The sequence below is a fragment of the Flagellimonas profundi genome, assembly GCF_017313275.1.
Classification (GTDB): domain Bacteria; phylum Bacteroidota; class Bacteroidia; order Flavobacteriales; family Flavobacteriaceae; genus Flagellimonas; species Flagellimonas profundi.
The window spans coordinates 45,901-63,182 of record NZ_JAFLNM010000003.1; the positions used below are offsets into that span (position 1 = coordinate 45,901).

A 17,282-nucleotide genomic window follows, 5' to 3' on the forward strand; every position below is an offset into this window, starting at 1 on the left:
AAATGGATACCAAATCCGAATATAAAGGCAATAATGCCAATGGGAACAACAAGAACGAAAACCCTAAACCTCCCAAAGGAGGCAGTAATCTTACTTGGGTATATTGGATATTGTTGATTTTCCTTATAGTTTTTCCATTTTTCACCAACACTATTGGAGCGTCCAAAGAAATTGCCTGGTCTAAATTCGAGGATGACCTTTTGGCCAAAAATGCTATTGAAAAGATTGTTGTCATCAACAAAGAGGTTGCGCAGATCTACATTAAAAAAAGTGTTTTGGACGATTCCGAATTCAAAAATGACAATGACGGGCTATTCTCCTCAAACTCGGGACCCCAATATTACATCACCATTGGTTCAGTAGAAAGTTTCGAGAATAAATTACAACGTGCACAGGAAGATGCAGGCATTTCTGAAAAAATTGATGTTAGATATGAAAACCGGACAGATATTGTTACCATTTTATCTTGGCTATTGCCCCTGGCCTTTTTCATATTTATCTGGGTATTTATGTTTCGCAGAATAGGCGGTGGAAAAGGAGGTAGCTCGATGTTCAATTTCGGCAAGTCCACGCCAAAACTTACCGAAATAGGCACCAAAAGCAAAGTGACCTTTAACGATATTGCCGGTCTTAAAGAAGCAAAGACCGAAGTAATGGAAGTTGTGGACTTCCTTAAAAACCCGGAGGACTACACCCGATTAGGTGCAAAAATCCCCAAAGGTGTTTTACTTGTTGGACCACCCGGAACCGGAAAGACCTTAATGGCCAAAGCTGTTGCCGGCGAGGCCCAAGTGCCTTTTTTCTCCATGTCGGGTTCCGAGTTTGTGGAGATGTTCGTGGGTGTGGGCGCATCACGTGTTCGTGACCTTTTCAAAAAAGCCAAGGCAAAAGCACCAAGCATCATTTTTATTGATGAGATTGATGCCGTTGGCCGCTCCCGAGGCAAAATAAACGCCTTCCAAGCGAATGATGAACGCGAAAGCACTCTGAACCAACTACTTACCGAATTGGATGGATTCGGCGATAATACAGGTGTTATTGTTTTGGCCGCGACCAACCGACCCGATGTATTGGACAAAGCACTTTTACGACCGGGAAGGTTTGATCGCCATATTTATTTGGAACTCCCCAACCAAACGGAACGGGCAGAGATCTTTAAAGTGCACATTCGTTCCTTAAAACTTTCAAAAAATGTTGACATCGAAGTTCTGGCCAAATTAAGTCCGGGATTCTCCGGAGCAGATATTGCCAATATTTGTAATGAGGCTGCCTTGATCGCGGCAAGACAAAAGAAAGACGAAGTGGAACAAGAGGATTTCATGGCTGCAAGAGACCGGGTTATTGTTGGAATGGAACGTAAAAGCAAGATTATCTCCCCCGAAGAAAAGGAAATCGTTGCTTATCATGAAGCTGGCCATGCCGTTGCCAGTTGGCACTTAAAACATGTGGATTCCCTTGTAAAGGTTTCCATCATCCCAAGGGGGAAATCCCTCGGTGCTGCATGGTATTTGCCGGAAGAACGTCAAATTGTGACCAAATCACAATTTATTGACCAAATGTGTGCTTCGCTTGGTGGACGGGCTGCAGAGGAAATTATTTTCAATGAAATCTCATCCGGCGCGCTTGACGATCTTGAAAAAGTGACCAAACAAGCCTATACCATGGTCTCCTACTATGGTTTGGACGAAGAGATAGGTCCTATCAGCTTTTATGATTCCACTGGGGAAAACGAACGGTTACTTGGCAAACCTTATAGCGAGGAGATGGCCAAAAAAATTGATCATGAAGTACATAATTTGATTATGTCCGCCTATGAACGAACCAAAAAATTATTGATAGCACATAAGAAAGAATTGGAAAATTTGGCACAATTGCTTCTAAAAAAAGAGGTCGTGGATATAAATGACCTTGAAGAGCTTTTGGGCAAGCGCGGTGAAAAAATATTGAGCAAGGAAACTGAAAAGCCCAGCAAACCAAACTTGCTGATAAATTATTTTAATATTCTAAACAATAAATAAAGAGAACCGTTCAATTAAGTTGCCCCCGACTTTTTGAACATAAAAACAACATGCCATGGAAACATTAATTTACGATTCAGACCTCCATTTTGAACACAAACAATGGAAACGCGAGCTTGATTTCTGGAAAGACGAATTAAAAACATTCAAACACAGGTTAGGTGAACTTATAAATCGCTACGATGACAAAAAAGTTCTTGTGAAACTGGAACATTATCAGAATGAATTTATTTTACAGGATAGTGTTATCGAAGAACTAGAGGAAGCTATTGCGGAACATGAGTCCAACATGGCCGAACATAGTAAAGTGGGCGAGGATGCCCTGGACGTCTCCTTGGTTAAAAAACATGTGGAATTCAGAAAGAAGATGGAAACCCAACGTGAAATTTATGCCGATCTTAAAAAAGAATTCTTTGGATTTTTAACGGAATACTGGACATAAATAATTGATGGTTTAAAATATTGCTGTTACCAACAAAGTAATCTAAGAAAATCACTTTAGCCCTTTTGTGTAGGTTCCAACGAAACCGGCAATTCAAAAACCTCAAGGGAAAAATAGGGTAAAGCAGCTAATAAGTGGTCAAAAATATCGGCCATCACATATTCGTAGTTTTCCCAACGTTTATCGGAACTGAACGCATAAATTTCCAAAGGAATACCTTGCGGGGTAGGTTGCAATTGCCTTACCATGAGGGTCATCCCTGTATTGATCGCAGAATGCTGCTCTACATAGTCTGTTACGTATTTTCTAAAAACACCAAAATTGGTCAGGTTACGCCCATTGACCAAAAGTTCCTTGTTTATTTGGTTGGATGCGTTATAGCTTTTTATTTGCTCGTCCCTATTGGCAATATATGCTTCTACCAACTGAATCTTTTTTAACTTTTCAACTTCTTCGGGTGTTAAAAATCGAATACTCTTTTGACTGATGATCAATGACCGCTTTATTCGACGACCTCCGGACACCTGCATGCCACGCCAATTTTTAAAAGAATCAGAAATCAAGGCATATGTCGGTATCGTGGTTATGGTCATATCAAAATTCTGGACTTTAACCGTAGCCAAACTTATCTCGACTACATCACCATCGGCACCATACTTCTCAAAAGTAATCCAATCCCCGATCCGGACCATATCATTAATGGTAACCTGTATACTGGCCACAAGGCCCAAAATAGAGTCTTTAAATATGAGCAGCACTACAGCTGATGCAGCACCTAGGGCCGTAAAAAACTTCCAAACCGTGGTATCTGTTACAATGGCAAAAATGGTTAAGATACCAACCACCCAAGCAAAGATCATGAATACCTGAACATAGCTATCTATAGGCTTATCCTTAAATTTTGGAAGGGTTTTCAGATATCCGTTCACGCTTTTGAAAAACTTTCTGAAAATGACCAACGTTAAAAAAACAAACAGTATTTTAATCATTTTCAGCACAATACCACCGGCATAATCAAAATTTGAAAAGGCAACGGGAACAAATTCAAGTAAAATTAAAAGGGGAACTACATGTGCCAAAAAACGTGGTACTCTGTGGGCCACCAAAAAATTATCAAAATTATTTTTTGATTTTCTGGCCAACTTTATAGATAGGGCACGTAATATCTTCCAAAGAAGAACATCCAACAAAAAAACAAGCACAAGAACCACAACAACCAATACAAACAAGTTGATGTAAGAGGCCAATCCCTCTGCCATTCCTGTTTCTATCAAATAATTATAAAGTAAGCGACCTAAATCTTTTTCCACAGTTTGCAGTTCAATAAACATAAAAACAAAATTACAAGATTTAATCCACCTCCCAATACAAGTAAATCACCATTTTACAAAAGGAACAATGGTTGTAAATTTTAAAAGGCCCATTAAAAAACAAAGCTATTGGACCAATCATAAAATGCGATTTAAATCCTGCCCTTTTAGACAAAAAAATTATATTTGCACACCTAAAATTCCGTAGGCCCACGTGGTGGAATTGGTAGACACGCTACCTTGAGGGGGTAGTGTTCGTAAGGACGTGCTGGTTCGACTCCAGTCGTGGGCACAAAAAAACCGCAAGCAATTGCGGTTTTTTTATTTAAACACCCCTTGAGAAATCCTCAAACCTTTTCCCAAAACACTGATATTTATAAAGAAGAATCTAAATTTTATGATAAAAAACTAGGATGGCATCTATTTAATCGTAAATTTGTTTAACGTTTAAATAAAAAAGATGAACAACGTAAAAACTTCTTTTAGCATTCGGGATATGGAAAACCTTTCAGGTATTAAGGCCCATACCATCCGAATTTGGGAAAAGAGATACAATTTGTTCAGCCCTGAACGAACAGATACCAATATCCGTACATATAATCTTGAAAGCCTGCAAAAGCTGTTGAACGTTACCCTCCTTTATAATAATGGGTATAAGATTTCCAAGATTGCCAAAATGGGCGAGGAAAAAATTCCCGCCTTGGTCAATGAAATTATTTCAGAAAAAAGTGAGAAAAGCCATGCACTGAATTCATTAAAGTTGGCCATGCTCAATTTTGATCAATCGCTATTCTTGAAGACCTATAATGGGCTAATGGAAGAAAAGTCGTTCACCCAAATTTTCAATGACGTTTTCATTCCATTACTGAACGAACTTGGATTATTGTGGCAGACCAATACCATAAGTCCCGCCCACGAACATTTTATTTCCAATTTGATCAAACAAAAAATCTACATCCATACGGAAAAGCTTCAATTTGAGGCCCCGACCAAAAAAGATGAAGTATATGTTCTCTTTTTGCCCGAGAACGAAATCCACGAACTAGGGCTGTTGTATGTCAATTACCAATTGGCCTTGCACGGCTACAAGACCATTTATTTAGGCCAAACCATGCCCATAGAAAGCTTGGAAGATTTGCTCAAATACTACACCAACATAAGATTTGTTTCGTACTTCACCGTTTCACCGACCAAGGATGAGATCGATGATTATTTTGATCGATTCAATGAAGTGCTGAAAAAATCACCTGGATCAAAACTTTATGTAATGGGCTATCAAATACAAGAGATAAGGGAAGAAAAGCAACTTGGCCCCATTAAGATATTTAAATCCATTAATCAACTCGTAGATTTTCTGTAGCCCCCAAATGAAAAAAGTAATTGTTATTGGTTCTGGTTTTTCATCCCTTTCCGCTTCTTGCTATCTGGCAAAAGCCGGATATGAGGTAGAAATGTTCGAGAAGAACGATACTGTCGGTGGAAGGGCCAGACAATTGGTAAAAGATGGGTTTACTTTTGATATTGGCCCAAGCTGGTATTGGATGCCCGATATTTTTGATAAGTTCTTCGCCGATTTCAACAAAAAAACCTCGGATTACTACCAACTGGACAAGCTGAATCCGGCCTATAAGATCTTCTTTGAGGATGATACGATTACCATTGGCGATTGCATGGACACTATTTGTACCGAATTCGAACGAATCGAAACAGGGAGCAGCGAGCACCTAAGACAATTTATCAGTGAGGCCCAAGAAAATTATGATATCGCCATTAATAAGGTGGTGCTCAGACCTGGGCTTTCACCTCTGGAACTTGTGACCAAGGAAACAGTATTAAAAGTGGACCAATTCTTTAAGACCATTAGCCAACAGGTCCGCAAACGGTTCAAAAATCCAAAATTGGTCTCGACCTTGGAATTCCCTGTACTTTTTTTAGGTGCTAAACCGAGCAAAACACCATCCTTTTATAACTTTATGAACTTTGCCGATTTTGGTTTGGGCACATGGCATCCCAAGGGGGGTATGTACGAAATTATCAAAGCCATGAAAAGTGTGGCAGAAGAATTGGGGGTCACCATACACACCAATAGTCCTGCAACCCATATTTTGGTATCGGATGGTGAAGTTCTGGGTATTCGCAGCAAAGGAGCCAACCATTTGGCGGATTATGTGGTTAGTGGAGCGGATTATCATCATTCCGAGACCTTATTGGACAAAAAATACAGACAGTACTCCGAGGAATACTGGGACAAAAAAACCTATGCTCCTTCCTCTTTGTTGTTTTACATCGGTTTTGACAAGAAGTTGAAAAACATTGAACACCATAATCTGTTCTTCGACACCGATTTTGAAAAACACGCACAAGAAATCTATGACAACCCGCAATGGCCCAGCAATCCATTGTTCTATGCCAATTTTCCATCCGTAACCGATGCCTCCATGGCGCCAAAAGACCAAGAAACTGGGTTCTTTTTGGTTCCGATTGCTCCCGGATTGGAAGATACTCCACAACTTAGGGACCAATATTTTGATATTGTGATGGACCGATTTGAAAAATTGACCCATCAATCTGTAAAAAAATCAGTAATTTTTAAAGAGAGTTTTTGTGTTAACGATTTTGTGGAGCAATACAATTCCTATAAAGGAAATGCCTATGGTTTGGCAAATACGTTGCGCCAGACGGCTTTTTTAAGACCTAACCTCAAAAGTAGCAAGGTAAAAAACCTGTTCTTTACCGGTCAGTTGACCGTACCCGGCCCAGGGGTCCCACCATCCCTGATTTCCGGCAAACTGGTGGCTGATTTAATCATTAAAGAAGTAAAAAGATGAAAACTATTTTTGACGACGTATCTTATGACTGTAGCAAGGTTGTAACAAAATCTTACAGCACCTCTTTCTCCTTGGCCACCAAAATGTTGGCACCCTCGATCAGGGCAGATATTTATAATATTTACGGTTTTGTGCGGTTTGCCGACGAAATTGTGGATACCTTTCATGACTATGACAAGGCCAAATTGTTCGATGCCTTTGAAAAGGATATGGAACAGGCCATTGAGGACAAGATCAGCTTAAACCCTATTTTGAATTCCTTTCAGTATACCTACCATAAATATGACATACCACATCACTTGGTAGCTTCTTTTATGAAGAGTATGCGTATGGACCTTACCAAGAAAAACTACGAAAATTTTGATGAATATCGCGAGTACATTTACGGTTCTGCGGATGTGGTTGGGTTAATGTGCCTATGCGTGTTTGTTAAAGGTGATAAAGAAAAATACGAGGAGTTAAAAGAATCTGCCATGGCTTTGGGTTCCGCTTTCCAAAAGGTGAACTTCCTACGGGATCTAAAGGCCGATTATGAAGATTTGAATCGTACGTATTTCCCTAATACTAACCTATTGGAGCTTGACGAAGAATCCAAAAGACGTATCGTAAACGAGATAAAGGCGGATTTTGCATTGGGCTACTCCGGAATTGTACAATTGCCCGAGCAAGCAAAATTTGGAGTGTATACTGCTTATCGCTATTACAAAAAACTGCTTCAGAAATTGCAGAGCACACCACCTCTGGAAATAAAGAACACCAGGATTCGTGTACCCAACTACCAAAAATTTGGTTTGTTGGCGCAATCTTATGTAAATTATAAACTACAATTGGTACAATGAAAGTAGCACTTTGGATATTGATTTTTTTGGCAACCTTTTGCTTTATGGAATTTATGGCATGGTTTACCCATAAATATGTGATGCACGGATTTTTGTGGAGTTTACATAAAGACCACCATAAAAAGGACCACGATTCTTGGTTTGAGCGAAATGACGCCTTTTTCATTTTTTATGCTGTGGTAAGCATGACGCTCTTTTATTTGGGCAGTTACACCTCTTTTTGGTACGGCTGGCCGTTGGGCTTTGGTATTTTAGCCTATGGAATCGCTTATTTTATGGTCCATGACATCTTTATCCACCAACGATTTAAAATATTCCGAAACGCCAATAATTGGTATGCCCGCGGGGTTCGTAGGGCCCATAAGATGCATCACAAGCATTTAGGTAAACAAGATGGGGAATGCTTTGGTATGCTGCTGGTTCCCTTTAAATATTTCAAGAAGAAATATTAATCAGCTATCAACTTATCCAGCAAGCTACGGGTCTTATCAGAATTCCAATTGGCGGCTCCTGTTTTCTCGACCACAATATGTCCGGCCTTGTCGATGATATAGGTAACGGGAATACTGCTACTTTCCAATTCCATTGGGGTGGCCGAGGCTTGAAAGTATACAGGCAACTCATATTCTTTTTTCTTTAAAAAGGCTACTACCTTTTCCTTCTCATCATTGGCCACAAAGGCAAAAGTCACCTTATCCTTGTAATCTCCATATAGCTCCACAAACCCAGGCAGTTCTGCAACGCATGGAGGGCACCATGTGGCCCATACATTTACCAAAACGACCTCTCCTTTTTTAGATTGAAGGTTGCTCGACCTACCCTCCAAATCAACCAAGTTCCAGTTGTAATTGTTCAAAGTGGCTTGCTCTTCTTCATCCACGGTACTCGGACTGATTACGGTAGCAACTACCTTGTTCACCCAAACCCTTACATGAAAACCTATTGGGGTAAAAAGAATAAGCAATATGGCCAAAATCCATATACCATTGCTGATCTGTTCCTTTGTTAACTTCATTCTGCAATTAATTCATCCAATAACTTGTATACTTTTCCATTGCTCCAATCGGATATACCCTCTTCATGGATGACGATGTTCCCTGATTTATCGATTAAATAAGATGAGGGCACTTTACTGGCGTCCACCGCCATTTTATCCCCAATGATCAAATAAGTAACGGGAAAAGTAAATCCATGCTCTTCCATAAAAGCTTCAACAGGTTCCTGCTCCTCATTGGTGATGATATAGAAATCCATCTTGCCTTTGTATTTGTCGTACAATTCTTGAATACTTGCAAGTTCAGCCTCGGAAGGTAATCGCCATGAAGCCCAAAAATTGACAAAAATTACATTTCCCCTGGATTCTTCAAAGTTGAAAAAATTCCATTCTCCATCCTTTAGCCTCCAATCGTAATCGGTGATTTTTTGCTGCTCCGATTTTTCAATTACCGAAGGGGAAAACGCAAACAGTCTATTCAACCATATCTTTCCGTAATACCCTATTGGCGTTACAAAAAATGATAGGATAAAAAGAATCAATATAATATTGAGAACGGTCTTTTTACTGATCTTCATGAATTATTATTTCTCAAAAATTAAAAACTCCTGATATCTTTTTACAACATCAGGAGTTTTTACAGATTATATTAGATACAATTAAGCATTCTGTTTCTTGATCAAGTTCAAGGCCGAACCTTGGTTGAACCACTTGATCTGAGCATTGTTATACGAGTGGTTTGCCCTAATAGTATCCTTGCTTCCATCGGCGTGTACAACTTCAATGGTCAAAGGCTTGTCCGGTGCGAACTCCGCAGCGTCGACAATGTTGAATGTGTCGTCTTCTTGAATCAAATCGTAATCATCCTCATTGGCAAAGGTCAAGGCCAACATACCTTGTTTCTTCAAGTTGGTTTCGTGAATCCTTGCGAAGGATTTTACCAATACAACGGCAACACCCAAGTGTCTTGGCTGCATGGCCGCATGCTCACGTGAAGAACCTTCTCCATAGTTATGGTCCCCCACAACAACCGTCATGATTCCTTTTTTCTTGTATTCACGCTGCGTATCCGGAACCCCTCCGTACTCACCTGTCAATTGGCTTTTTACCAAGTTGGTTTTTTGGTTGAAGGCGTTTACCGCTCCAATCAAGGTGTTATTGGCAATGTTGTCCAAATGTCCTCTAAAGCGCAACCAAGGTCCTGCCATGGAAATATGATCTGTAGTACATTTTCCAAACGCCTTGATCAAAAGCTTCATTCCTTGAAGATCACTGGCTTTAATAGGTTCAAAAGGCGTCAACAATTGTAAACGCTCCGAACCTTCGGCCACAATTACATCTACACCACTACCATCTTCGCGAGGCTCCACATAGCCGTTCTCCTTTACTTCAAAACCTTTTGGTGGCAATTCCCACCCTGTTGGCTCGTCCAACATCACTTCTTCTCCATCCTCATTGATCAATTTATCGGTCAACGGGTTAAAGTCCAAGCGACCGGCAATGGCTATAGCAGCTGTCATTTCAGGTGATGCAACAAATGCGTGGGTATTTGGGTTACCATCGGCACGCTTTGCAAAGTTTCGGTTAAAGGAATGCACGATACTGTTCTTTGGTGCATTCTTTGGGTCTTCATAACGACCCCATTGACCGATACATGGTCCACATGCATTGGTGAAAATCTTGGCATCCAATTTTTCAAATATATCAAGGATACCATCACGCTCTGTAGTATATCTTACTTGTTCCGAACCTGGATTGATACCAAATTCAGCTTTTGTCTTCAATTTTTTGTCCAAAGCCTGTTGTGCAATGGATGATGCTCTCGACAAGTCTTCGTAAGAAGAGTTGGTACAAGAACCGATCAATCCCCACTCAACGGCCAAAGGCCAATCATTCTTTTCTGCCTTTTCCTTCATAGTACCGACTTCGGTAGCCAAGTCAGGGGTAAATGGTCCGTTCAATAAAGGCATCAGCTCCGATAGGTTGATCTCGATTACTTGGTCGAAATACTGCTCTGGATTGGCGTACACCTCAGGGTCGGCCGTCAAATGCTCTTTTACCTTGTTGGCTTCATCCGCTACATCCGATCTATCCGTAGCTCTAAGGTAACGCTCCATGGACTCGTCGTAACCAAAAGTTGATGTGGTCGCTCCAATTTCGGCACCCATGTTACAAATGGTTCCCTTACCTGTACAGGACATGGAAGTTGCTCCAGGGCCAAAGTATTCAACAATAGCTCCAGTTCCACCTTTTACCGTAAGAATCTCGGCCACTTTCAAAATAACGTCTTTTGGGGCGGTCCAACCGGATAGCTTGCCGGTCAATTTTACACCGATCAACTTAGGAAATTTAAGTTCCCAAGCCATTCCTGCCATTACATCCACAGCATCTGCTCCACCTACACCAATGGCCACCATGCCCAAACCACCTGCGTTCACAGTATGGGAATCGGTTCCGATCATCATACCTCCAGGGAAGGCATAGTTTTCCAAAACCACTTGGTGTATAATTCCTGCACCTGGTTTCCAAAACCCGATACCATATTTGTTTGATACAGATCCCAAAAAGTCAAAAACCTCTTTACTGGTCTCGTTGGCGTGCTTCAAATCTGTTGCGGCACCATCCTTAGCTTGAATCAAGTGATCACAGTGAACGGTTGTTGGCACGGCCACTTTATCCTTGCCTGCTTGCATAAACTGCAACAAGGCCATTTGCGCCGTTGCATCTTGACAAGCAATCCTGTCAGGAGCAAAGTCAACGTAATCCTTACCTCTAACAAAGGCCTTTTCTGGTTTACCGTCCCAAAGATGAGAGTATAATATTTTTTCGGAAAGTGTCAGGGGTTTGCCCACCAATTCGCGGGCTTTTTCTACGCGCTCACCTATGGTGGCGTAGACTCCCTTAATCATGTCTATATCAAATGCCATTATACAATTGAGTTTTTTAAGATTTTCGTAATTCGGTAAATTTACTAAATCGTGAAGTATTTTGGAATTAGAATCGCATTAAATAAGTGTTGACTTTCTTATTTTTTATAACAATTCCGTGATAATTTTTTCCTCGGTGATACCTTCTGCCTCAGCTTTATAGTTTTTTAGTATCCTGTGGCGAAGTATTCCCAAGGATACTGCTTTGACATCCTCGATGTCCGGAGAGAACTTTCCATGAATGGCCGCATGGGCCTTAGCGGCCAAGACAAGGTTCTGTGATGCCCTGGGTCCAGCTCCCCAATCAATATAATTTTTCACGTAATCTGATGCGCCTTTTTGCCCAGGTCTGGTCCTGTTGACCAACCTTACCGCATAATCCACAACATTGTCGGGCACGGGTATACGTCTGATCAAATGCTGCACTTCAACAATTTCATCGGCATTGAAGAGTGACTTTATTTGAACCTCATCGTCCGTAGTAGTGGATTTAACGACTTGGATCTCTTCTTCTATCGAAGGGTATTTTAGTTGTATGGCAAACATAAAACGGTCCAATTGGGCCTCTGGTAACGGATAGGTTCCTTCTTGCTCAATTGGGTTCTGGGTAGCCAATACAAAATAGGGTCGGTCAAGCTTGTATTGCTTTCCGGCAATGGTGACCGCTCTTTCCTGCATGGCTTCCAGCAAAGCTGCCTGTGTTTTTGGTGGAGTCCTATTGATCTCGTCCGCCAAAATTATGTTCCCGAAAACAGGGCCCTTGATAAATTTGAAGTTTCGGTTTTGGTCCAGCACTTCACTTCCCAAAATATCGCTGGGCATTAAATCGGGAGTAAACTGAATTCTTTTAAAATCCAATCCCAAGGTTTGTGCAATAGTGTTCACCATCAAGGTCTTTGCCAAACCGGGAACCCCTATTAAAAGCGAATGGCCACCAGTATAAATGGATAGCAGTATTTGTTCGATCACCTCTTCTTGGCCCACAATGACCTTGGCAATCTCCTTTTTTAACTCTTGGTGTTTTTTTACCAGATTTTCTACCGCAACTACATCCGACATACAATTATTGCTTTACCCAGTTATTAGCAAAATTGCAGCCTCTATTTTCTGGATCTACGTGAATATAGGTATCATCAATATGCTCGTTCATCCATTCTTTTATGGCCTTGAACTGTTTTTCCCTCAACGCAAGTTCTTGAATCTTCATGTAATCTTTGGCAAAGTCGGCCACATGTTCATCGTAGCGATTGGAAATTTTCATGATTTTGAATTTGGGAGCTCCTCCCCTTTGGTCATCTTCACGAACTGGTCTGGATATTTCGCCATCTTTTAAATCTCTAACCTGATTGTAAAGCGTTGGGTCCATTTTGGTCAATTCAAAACGGGAATCGAAATTTACAGGGTTTCGAAGCAATCCACCGTCAAACTTTGTTTCTTTTTCTTCAGAAAAATTCAATGCTGCCTCTGCGAAAGTATATTTCCCATCCAATATTTGCTGACGGATGGTATCCAATTCACTTACCGCCTTATCAATCGAACTTTGTGGAATCTCGGGTGTCATAAGAATATGACGGATATCTCTTTCCTGCCCTCTCACTTTTTCCACCAAAATAATATGATAACCAAAAATGGTCTCAAATGGCTCCGATATCTCACCTTCCTGAAGACTGAAAGCCACATCTTTAAATTCTTTCACAAACTGGGTTTCCTTGGTCATGCTATACAGACCGCCGTTTGCCCTGGATGCGCCGTCTTGCGTGTACAGGATGGCCTTTACCTTAAAACTGGCATCGTTCTCCAAAACATCTTGACGGATCTCCTTTAACTGGTTGATCACCTTTTGCTTTTCCTCCTCCGGGGCTTCGGGCTGCTTCACAATTTGTGCAATTTCCAGTTCTGCTCCAAAAACCGGTCTTTCATCCTCAGGTATTTTGTAGAAAAATTGGCGTACCTCTTCTGGGGTCACTTCAATTTCTTCCACAATTTTGCTCTGCATTTTCTCGGAAAGCATTCTCAATTTGTTGATTTCGAAAAGCTCTTCCCTAAAGCTTTCCATATCCGGTTTTTTATAATAACTGAGCATCTTTTCAACACTACCTATCTGTTGTGTCAGCTGTTGGATCTGTCTATCACTTTGGGCATTTACCATGTCATCGGACACCAACAAACTGTCCTGTACGGCTTGGTGGGCATAGAGTCTGTCTTCCATTAGTTTGCCCAAAAGGCCACAGCGGGTAACATCTTCGGTGGATGCGCCCTGGTTTTTAAGGTCGATCAATGTTTTATCAATGTCGGATTCCAAGATCACATAATCCCCTACCACTGCAGCAATTCCATCAAGCTTTACTTTTTTGCTATTGCTGGTCGTATCCACACTCAATGCTTGATCAGCTTCTTGTGCTTGGACCATTCCCAACATTGCAAAAAATGCAATGGAAAGTCCTTTAATTTTCTTTGTCATAAACCTCAAATTCATTCTTCTTAATAGCTTCATCTATAATTTCGGTTTCCAGTCTTTTTACGTAGTTCAACCGGCGCCTGTTCAAAATCAATTGCCGGATATCCGGCTCAACATAATCAAATGGTGCTGTTTCGTTGACTTCCAACACATTGGTCACCCAGCCCAAATATACTTCTAACGAATCTTGTAGCTCAAAAAATTGTGATTTTTTTAAGTGCTCGTCTTCATTTGCCTGTGTTAGCGGTGGAATTTCTTCAATTACACGTGATGCGCTCACCCATATAGAATCGTTAAAATGTATTTTCTTGAACTGTACGGCTATGGAGTCCAAATAATTTTTGTCCTGATTGTCCCAATTTTTGATTTTGGCCTCCACTCCATCACGATCCAAAAACTGATTCGACATGCCCACAAACCTCAGCTGTACCAGTTTTTCGTTCAGTTTAAAATTTTCCTTTTCTCGCTCATAGAATTCCTCAAGCTGATTTTTGGTAACGGCCGTATCCTGGGATTGGTTTACCAAAGCTTCAATATAGGCCCGTGTGTATAGGTCCGCACGGTAATCAGCCACCAAACGATCATACTCCGCCAACTTTTCCTCGGGCAGATTGATCTTTGATTTGGACAACAACAACTGTTTTGATGCCCAGTTATTAATGTAATTGGTCACAAAAACCGTACTGTCCTCGGCGGACATGTCATTTCGAATCAAAGAAGTAATGTCCTCTTTGTACAGAAACGTGTCCCCAACCCTTGCCAATGGTTCCTTTTCTTCTACTTTATTGAACATGCCCTCGCAAGAAGTAAGTAATATTGAGGTCAAAGCAAAAAGGATGAAAAGCGTATTTTTTTGGTGCTTAAGCATTTCGCAAAAATAACAATTACAAAGTCCCCTACAAGAAGGTTCTCATTTCATTAACAGATTTTTTAGTTGGAACTAGATGGACAGAAATTGCTACATTAGTGCAAAACCAAACCAAACATGAAGTATACCACCGAGATTGTTGTTGATGTCCCTAGGGAAAAATTCATAAAAAAAATGGACGACCCCGACAACATGAAGCATTGGCAACGAGGACTCATTGGATATGAACAATTGTCCGCCAATCCCGGACAAGAAGGTTCACGTATGAGTCTTAGCTATGAAATGGGCAAACGGAAAATGGACATGGTAGAAACCATCATCAAAAGAAACCTTCCCGAAGAAATACACATGACCTACGACACCAAGGGTGTACACAATATTCAAAAAAACTACTTTAAGGACGAAAATGGTTCAACCCGATGGATATCAGAATCGGAATTTCAATTTTCGGGTTTGGGTATGAAACTAATGGGATTTTTAATGCCAGGTGCTTTTAAAAAGCAGTCCTTAAAATATATGCAAGACTTCAAGGCTTTTGCCGAAAACGGAACATCAGTGCTTAATTCATAAAATCAATGGAAAAACTTTTGGACAGAAAAATTAAGATTATTTGGGATTTTAGAGGACCGAGTGCAGCACAAACCGCTGAGCACTACCTAAAACACCTTAAGGAATTTGTGGAGGTCGAGGAACTCAAGTACGACCTTGGGGGCACAGAACATTTTAGCCCTACACACAGCATTGCCTATCTGGTGGTTGCAGAATTTGAGCTCAAAGAGGTTCGTAGTATTCTTAAACCTCATCGGGGACAAATCTACAATCAAGAAATTTAACTTTTTGCCTATGTGGCAAAGACTTGCTTTTTTAGCCTTTTTGGTTTTGGGCACATCGTGTTCAGATACTGCCCCTACCCGACCTTTGAGAAAAGTGTTGGCCTCCCAAAACCCGAAGATCAAAAACGTAATGGACCATCTGGATGAATACGAGGTTCAAATACGGTATACCCAAATTAATCGAAGAAATGACAGTGTTGTTTTTACCGATTACGATTTTCAAGTCGACGACAATACCTATTTTTACCCGGCAAGCACCGTAAAATTTCCTGCGGCAGTGGCGGCTTTGGAAAAGCTCAACGAAATTGATTCCCTTTCGTTGGAAACCCGTTTTTTTGTTGAAGGTGATTCCGTGGAGACAACATTCGCAAAAGCTATCTCAGAAATTTTTGCCGTTTCGGACAATGCCGCCAATAATCGTTTGGTCGAGTTTTTAGGGCAAGACGATTTAAACAATAGAATACGAAAAAGAGGTGTTTCACCAATTCGCATTGCCCACCGACTGTCCACAAGCAATGCAGATGACGTAACAACAAAGCCTTTGGTTTTTTACCTGAACGATTCCACAACTTCCTTGAGCAGTCCCATTATAAACTCACCTATCGACCCGCTTGAATTAAAAGGTATAAAAAAGGGGAAAGGGTTTATCGCCAATGAATCCTATCAAGAAGGAATGTTTGATTTCAGCCAGAAAAACTACTATCCCATTACCGCGCAATCGGCATTGTTGAAACGTATTATTTTTCCAGAAGCATTTTCCAAGGGACAACGTTTTGACCTTAGTGATGACCAACGGGAGTATTTATTGACCGCCATGCATACCTTGCCATCGGCTGTTGGGTATGACAAAGAGGAGTTTTACGATAGTTATGTAAAGTTTTTTATGTTCGGAGACAATACAGATCCAATGCCCGACCACATCAAAATTTACAACAAAGTTGGGTATGCCTACGGAACACTAACGGATTGTGCTTATATCCAGGACACCAAAAACAATATCGATTTTATGCTTACGGCCACCATTTTGGTGAACAGCAATGGTATTTTCAACGACAATACCTACGAATACGACGAGGTCGGCATCCCATTCTTGGCCCAGCTAGGAAGGGAGCTATATCAATTGGAATTGGAAAGGGCCAATTAAAAAAGCACCGCAGAACGGTGCTTTTCAACTCAAAACGAACAACACTTAATTAGTTGGGCATAACCACATCCTCAATAATATGGATTACTCCATTTGAGGCTTCTACGTCAGTCTTGGAGATTTTGCTCCAACTTCCATTGGCATCCTTCAAATAAATGCCATCATCCTTTTTCATAGCAGTTAATTTCCCACCGTTCAAGGTTGTAAGTTCTGCTTTTCCATTTCCTTTCTCGAGGGCGGCTGCCACATCAGAGGCCATTAATTCCCCCGATACCACGTGATAGGTTAGAATAGCTGATAGTTTTTCCTTGTTTTCAGGTTGTAGCAAGGAGTTCAAGGTTGCAGCATCAATTTTAGCAAATCCTGAATTTACAGGAGCAAATACGGTAAAAGGTCCATCACCTTTCAAGGCACCTACCAAATCGGCGGCCTTTAGCGCTGTAACCAATGTAGAAAAGTCATCTACTGATACAGCGATATCCACAATATCCTGTGATTTTTGAGCATTGGTTTGTTGCGTGCCCATCAATAAGATTACGGCAACTAGGGCAAAGACTAATTTTTTCATTTTTTTCTGATTTAAATTTTAATGATTATTGTTTTAAAGCGCTTTCTACTATT

At 40.8% G+C, this 17,282-nt stretch carries 17 protein-coding genes and 1 tRNA gene; 10 read left to right on the forward strand and 8 right to left on the reverse strand.

Translation table 11 applies throughout. The features are described from left to right. Nucleotides 1-2: 2 nt before the first annotated feature. Together ftsH and J0654_RS13600 are read left to right on the forward strand one after the other, a co-directional pair. Complete coding sequence (gene ftsH / locus J0654_RS13595; protein WP_207029673.1) at nt 3-2,018, forward strand: ATP-dependent zinc metalloprotease FtsH; 2,016 nt, start codon at nt 3-5, stop codon at nt 2,016-2,018. Nucleotides 2,019-2,073: 55 nt separating this feature from the next. Beyond that, entirely contained in the window at nt 2,074-2,460 is a 387-nt protein-coding gene (locus tag J0654_RS13600; protein WP_207029674.1) for a hypothetical protein, read from the forward strand. Between the two features lie 56 nt (nt 2,461-2,516). Here the strand turns inward: J0654_RS13600 and J0654_RS13605 are convergent, their stop codons facing one another. Continuing rightward, nucleotides 2,517-3,791, reverse strand: a complete 1,275-nt coding sequence (locus J0654_RS13605) for a mechanosensitive ion channel family protein (RefSeq protein WP_207029675.1) — start codon at nt 3,789-3,791, stop codon at nt 2,517-2,519. A gap of 187 nt (nt 3,792-3,978) precedes the next feature. Here J0654_RS13605 and J0654_RS13610 point away from each other — a divergent pair. The 5 genes from J0654_RS13610 to J0654_RS13630 all read left to right on the forward strand — a co-directional run bounded on the left by J0654_RS13610 (nt 3,979) and on the right by J0654_RS13630 (nt 7,889). Next, nucleotides 3,979-4,062 (forward strand) — tRNA-Leu (locus J0654_RS13610). 168 nt (nt 4,063-4,230) lie between these two features. Continuing rightward, nucleotides 4,231-5,130 (forward strand): MerR family transcriptional regulator, encoded by a 900-nt coding sequence (locus J0654_RS13615; protein ID WP_207029676.1) that lies wholly within the window; start codon nt 4,231-4,233, stop codon nt 5,128-5,130. A gap of 7 nt (nt 5,131-5,137) precedes the next feature. Next, a complete protein-coding gene (locus J0654_RS13620) occupies nt 5,138-6,598 on the forward strand; it encodes a phytoene desaturase family protein (protein WP_207029677.1) in 1,461 nt (486 codons plus the stop codon). Further along, complete coding sequence (locus tag J0654_RS13625) at nt 6,595-7,437, forward strand: phytoene/squalene synthase family protein (protein WP_207029678.1); 843 nt, start codon at nt 6,595-6,597, stop codon at nt 7,435-7,437. The genes J0654_RS13620 and J0654_RS13625 overlap by 4 nt, the downstream gene beginning before the upstream one ends. Then, nucleotides 7,434-7,889, forward strand: a complete 456-nt coding sequence (locus J0654_RS13630) for a sterol desaturase family protein (protein ID WP_207029679.1) — start codon at nt 7,434-7,436, stop codon at nt 7,887-7,889. The genes J0654_RS13625 and J0654_RS13630 overlap by 4 nt, the downstream gene beginning before the upstream one ends. On the opposite strand, the gene J0654_RS13635 is transcribed toward J0654_RS13630, so the two are convergent. The 6 genes from J0654_RS13635 to J0654_RS13660 all read right to left on the reverse strand — a co-directional run bounded on the left by J0654_RS13635 (nt 7,886) and on the right by J0654_RS13660 (nt 14,642). Beyond that, a complete protein-coding gene (locus J0654_RS13635) occupies nt 7,886-8,452 on the reverse strand; it encodes a TlpA family protein disulfide reductase (protein WP_207029680.1) in 567 nt (188 codons plus the stop codon). The two genes, J0654_RS13630 and J0654_RS13635, sit on opposite strands and share 4 nt — an antisense overlap. Beyond that, a complete protein-coding gene (locus J0654_RS13640) occupies nt 8,449-9,009 on the reverse strand; it encodes a TlpA family protein disulfide reductase (RefSeq protein WP_207029681.1) in 561 nt (186 codons plus the stop codon). The genes J0654_RS13635 and J0654_RS13640 overlap by 4 nt, the downstream gene beginning before the upstream one ends. 81 nt (nt 9,010-9,090) lie before the next feature. Continuing rightward, on the reverse strand, nt 9,091-11,358 hold the full coding sequence (locus tag J0654_RS13645) for an aconitate hydratase (protein ID WP_207029682.1): 2,268 nt from the start codon (nt 11,356-11,358) through the stop codon (nt 9,091-9,093). Nucleotides 11,359-11,463: 105 nt separating this feature from the next. Continuing rightward, the gene (locus tag J0654_RS13650; RefSeq protein WP_207029683.1) at nt 11,464-12,417 is read right to left on the reverse strand and encodes an AAA family ATPase; all 954 of its coding nucleotides are present in this window, start codon (nt 12,415-12,417) and stop codon (nt 11,464-11,466) included. Nucleotides 12,418-12,421: 4 nt separating this feature from the next. Next, a complete protein-coding gene (locus tag J0654_RS13655) occupies nt 12,422-13,819 on the reverse strand; it encodes a peptidylprolyl isomerase (protein WP_237686006.1) in 1,398 nt (465 codons plus the stop codon). Next, nucleotides 13,803-14,642, reverse strand: a complete 840-nt coding sequence (locus J0654_RS13660) for a peptidyl-prolyl cis-trans isomerase (RefSeq protein WP_237686007.1) — start codon at nt 14,640-14,642, stop codon at nt 13,803-13,805. Before J0654_RS13660 ends, J0654_RS13655 begins: the two co-directional genes overlap by 17 nt. A gap of 159 nt (nt 14,643-14,801) precedes the next feature. On the opposite strand from J0654_RS13660, the gene J0654_RS13665 reads away from it, so the two are divergent. From J0654_RS13665 to J0654_RS13675, 3 genes are read left to right on the forward strand one after another with little or no spacing between them, the layout of a single operon-like run. Further along, complete coding sequence (locus J0654_RS13665) at nt 14,802-15,254, forward strand: SRPBCC family protein (protein WP_207029685.1); 453 nt, start codon at nt 14,802-14,804, stop codon at nt 15,252-15,254. Between the two features lie 5 nt (nt 15,255-15,259). After that, nucleotides 15,260-15,517, forward strand: a complete 258-nt coding sequence (locus J0654_RS13670) for a hypothetical protein (RefSeq protein WP_207029686.1) — start codon at nt 15,260-15,262, stop codon at nt 15,515-15,517. A gap of 10 nt (nt 15,518-15,527) precedes the next feature. Then, nucleotides 15,528-16,661 (forward strand): serine hydrolase, encoded by a 1,134-nt coding sequence (locus J0654_RS13675; protein WP_207029687.1) that lies wholly within the window; start codon nt 15,528-15,530, stop codon nt 16,659-16,661. A gap of 49 nt (nt 16,662-16,710) precedes the next feature. On the opposite strand, the gene J0654_RS13680 is transcribed toward J0654_RS13675, so the two are convergent. Continuing rightward, complete coding sequence (locus J0654_RS13680; protein ID WP_207029688.1) at nt 16,711-17,229, reverse strand: fasciclin domain-containing protein; 519 nt, start codon at nt 17,227-17,229, stop codon at nt 16,711-16,713. Between the last annotated feature and the right edge of the window lie 53 nt (nt 17,230-17,282).

Excerpts from the sequence above, each read along its gene's own strand:
- J0654_RS13680 (WP_207029688.1), bottom strand. The coding sequence starts at position 17,229 with ATGAAAAAATTAGTCTTTGCCCTAGTTGCCGTAATCTTATTGATGGGC.
- J0654_RS13665 (WP_207029685.1), top strand. The coding sequence starts at position 14,802 with ATGAAGTATACCACCGAGATTGTTGTTGATGTCCCTAGGGAAAAATTC.
- J0654_RS13670 (WP_207029686.1), top strand. The coding sequence starts at position 15,260 with ATGGAAAAACTTTTGGACAGAAAAATTAAGATTATTTGGGATTTTAGA.
- J0654_RS13600 (WP_207029674.1), top strand. The coding sequence starts at position 2,074 with ATGGAAACATTAATTTACGATTCAGACCTCCATTTTGAACACAAACAA.
- ftsH (WP_207029673.1), top strand. The coding sequence starts at position 3 with ATGGATACCAAATCCGAATATAAAGGCAATAATGCCAATGGGAACAAC.
- J0654_RS13620 (WP_207029677.1), top strand. The coding sequence starts at position 5,138 with ATGAAAAAAGTAATTGTTATTGGTTCTGGTTTTTCATCCCTTTCCGCT.
- J0654_RS13650 (WP_207029683.1), bottom strand. The coding sequence starts at position 12,417 with ATGTCGGATGTAGTTGCGGTAGAAAATCTGGTAAAAAAACACCAAGAG.
- J0654_RS13675 (WP_207029687.1), top strand. The coding sequence starts at position 15,528 with ATGTGGCAAAGACTTGCTTTTTTAGCCTTTTTGGTTTTGGGCACATCG.
- J0654_RS13630 (WP_207029679.1), top strand. The coding sequence starts at position 7,434 with ATGAAAGTAGCACTTTGGATATTGATTTTTTTGGCAACCTTTTGCTTT.
- J0654_RS13635 (WP_207029680.1), bottom strand. The coding sequence starts at position 8,452 with ATGAAGTTAACAAAGGAACAGATCAGCAATGGTATATGGATTTTGGCC.
- J0654_RS13640 (WP_207029681.1), bottom strand. The coding sequence starts at position 9,009 with ATGAAGATCAGTAAAAAGACCGTTCTCAATATTATATTGATTCTTTTT.
- J0654_RS13615 (WP_207029676.1), top strand. The coding sequence starts at position 4,231 with ATGAACAACGTAAAAACTTCTTTTAGCATTCGGGATATGGAAAACCTT.
- J0654_RS13625 (WP_207029678.1), top strand. The coding sequence starts at position 6,595 with ATGAAAACTATTTTTGACGACGTATCTTATGACTGTAGCAAGGTTGTA.
- J0654_RS13645 (WP_207029682.1), bottom strand. The coding sequence starts at position 11,358 with ATGGCATTTGATATAGACATGATTAAGGGAGTCTACGCCACCATAGGT.
- J0654_RS13605 (WP_207029675.1), bottom strand. The coding sequence starts at position 3,791 with ATGTTTATTGAACTGCAAACTGTGGAAAAAGATTTAGGTCGCTTACTT.
- J0654_RS13655 (WP_237686006.1), bottom strand. The coding sequence starts at position 13,819 with ATGACAAAGAAAATTAAAGGACTTTCCATTGCATTTTTTGCAATGTTG.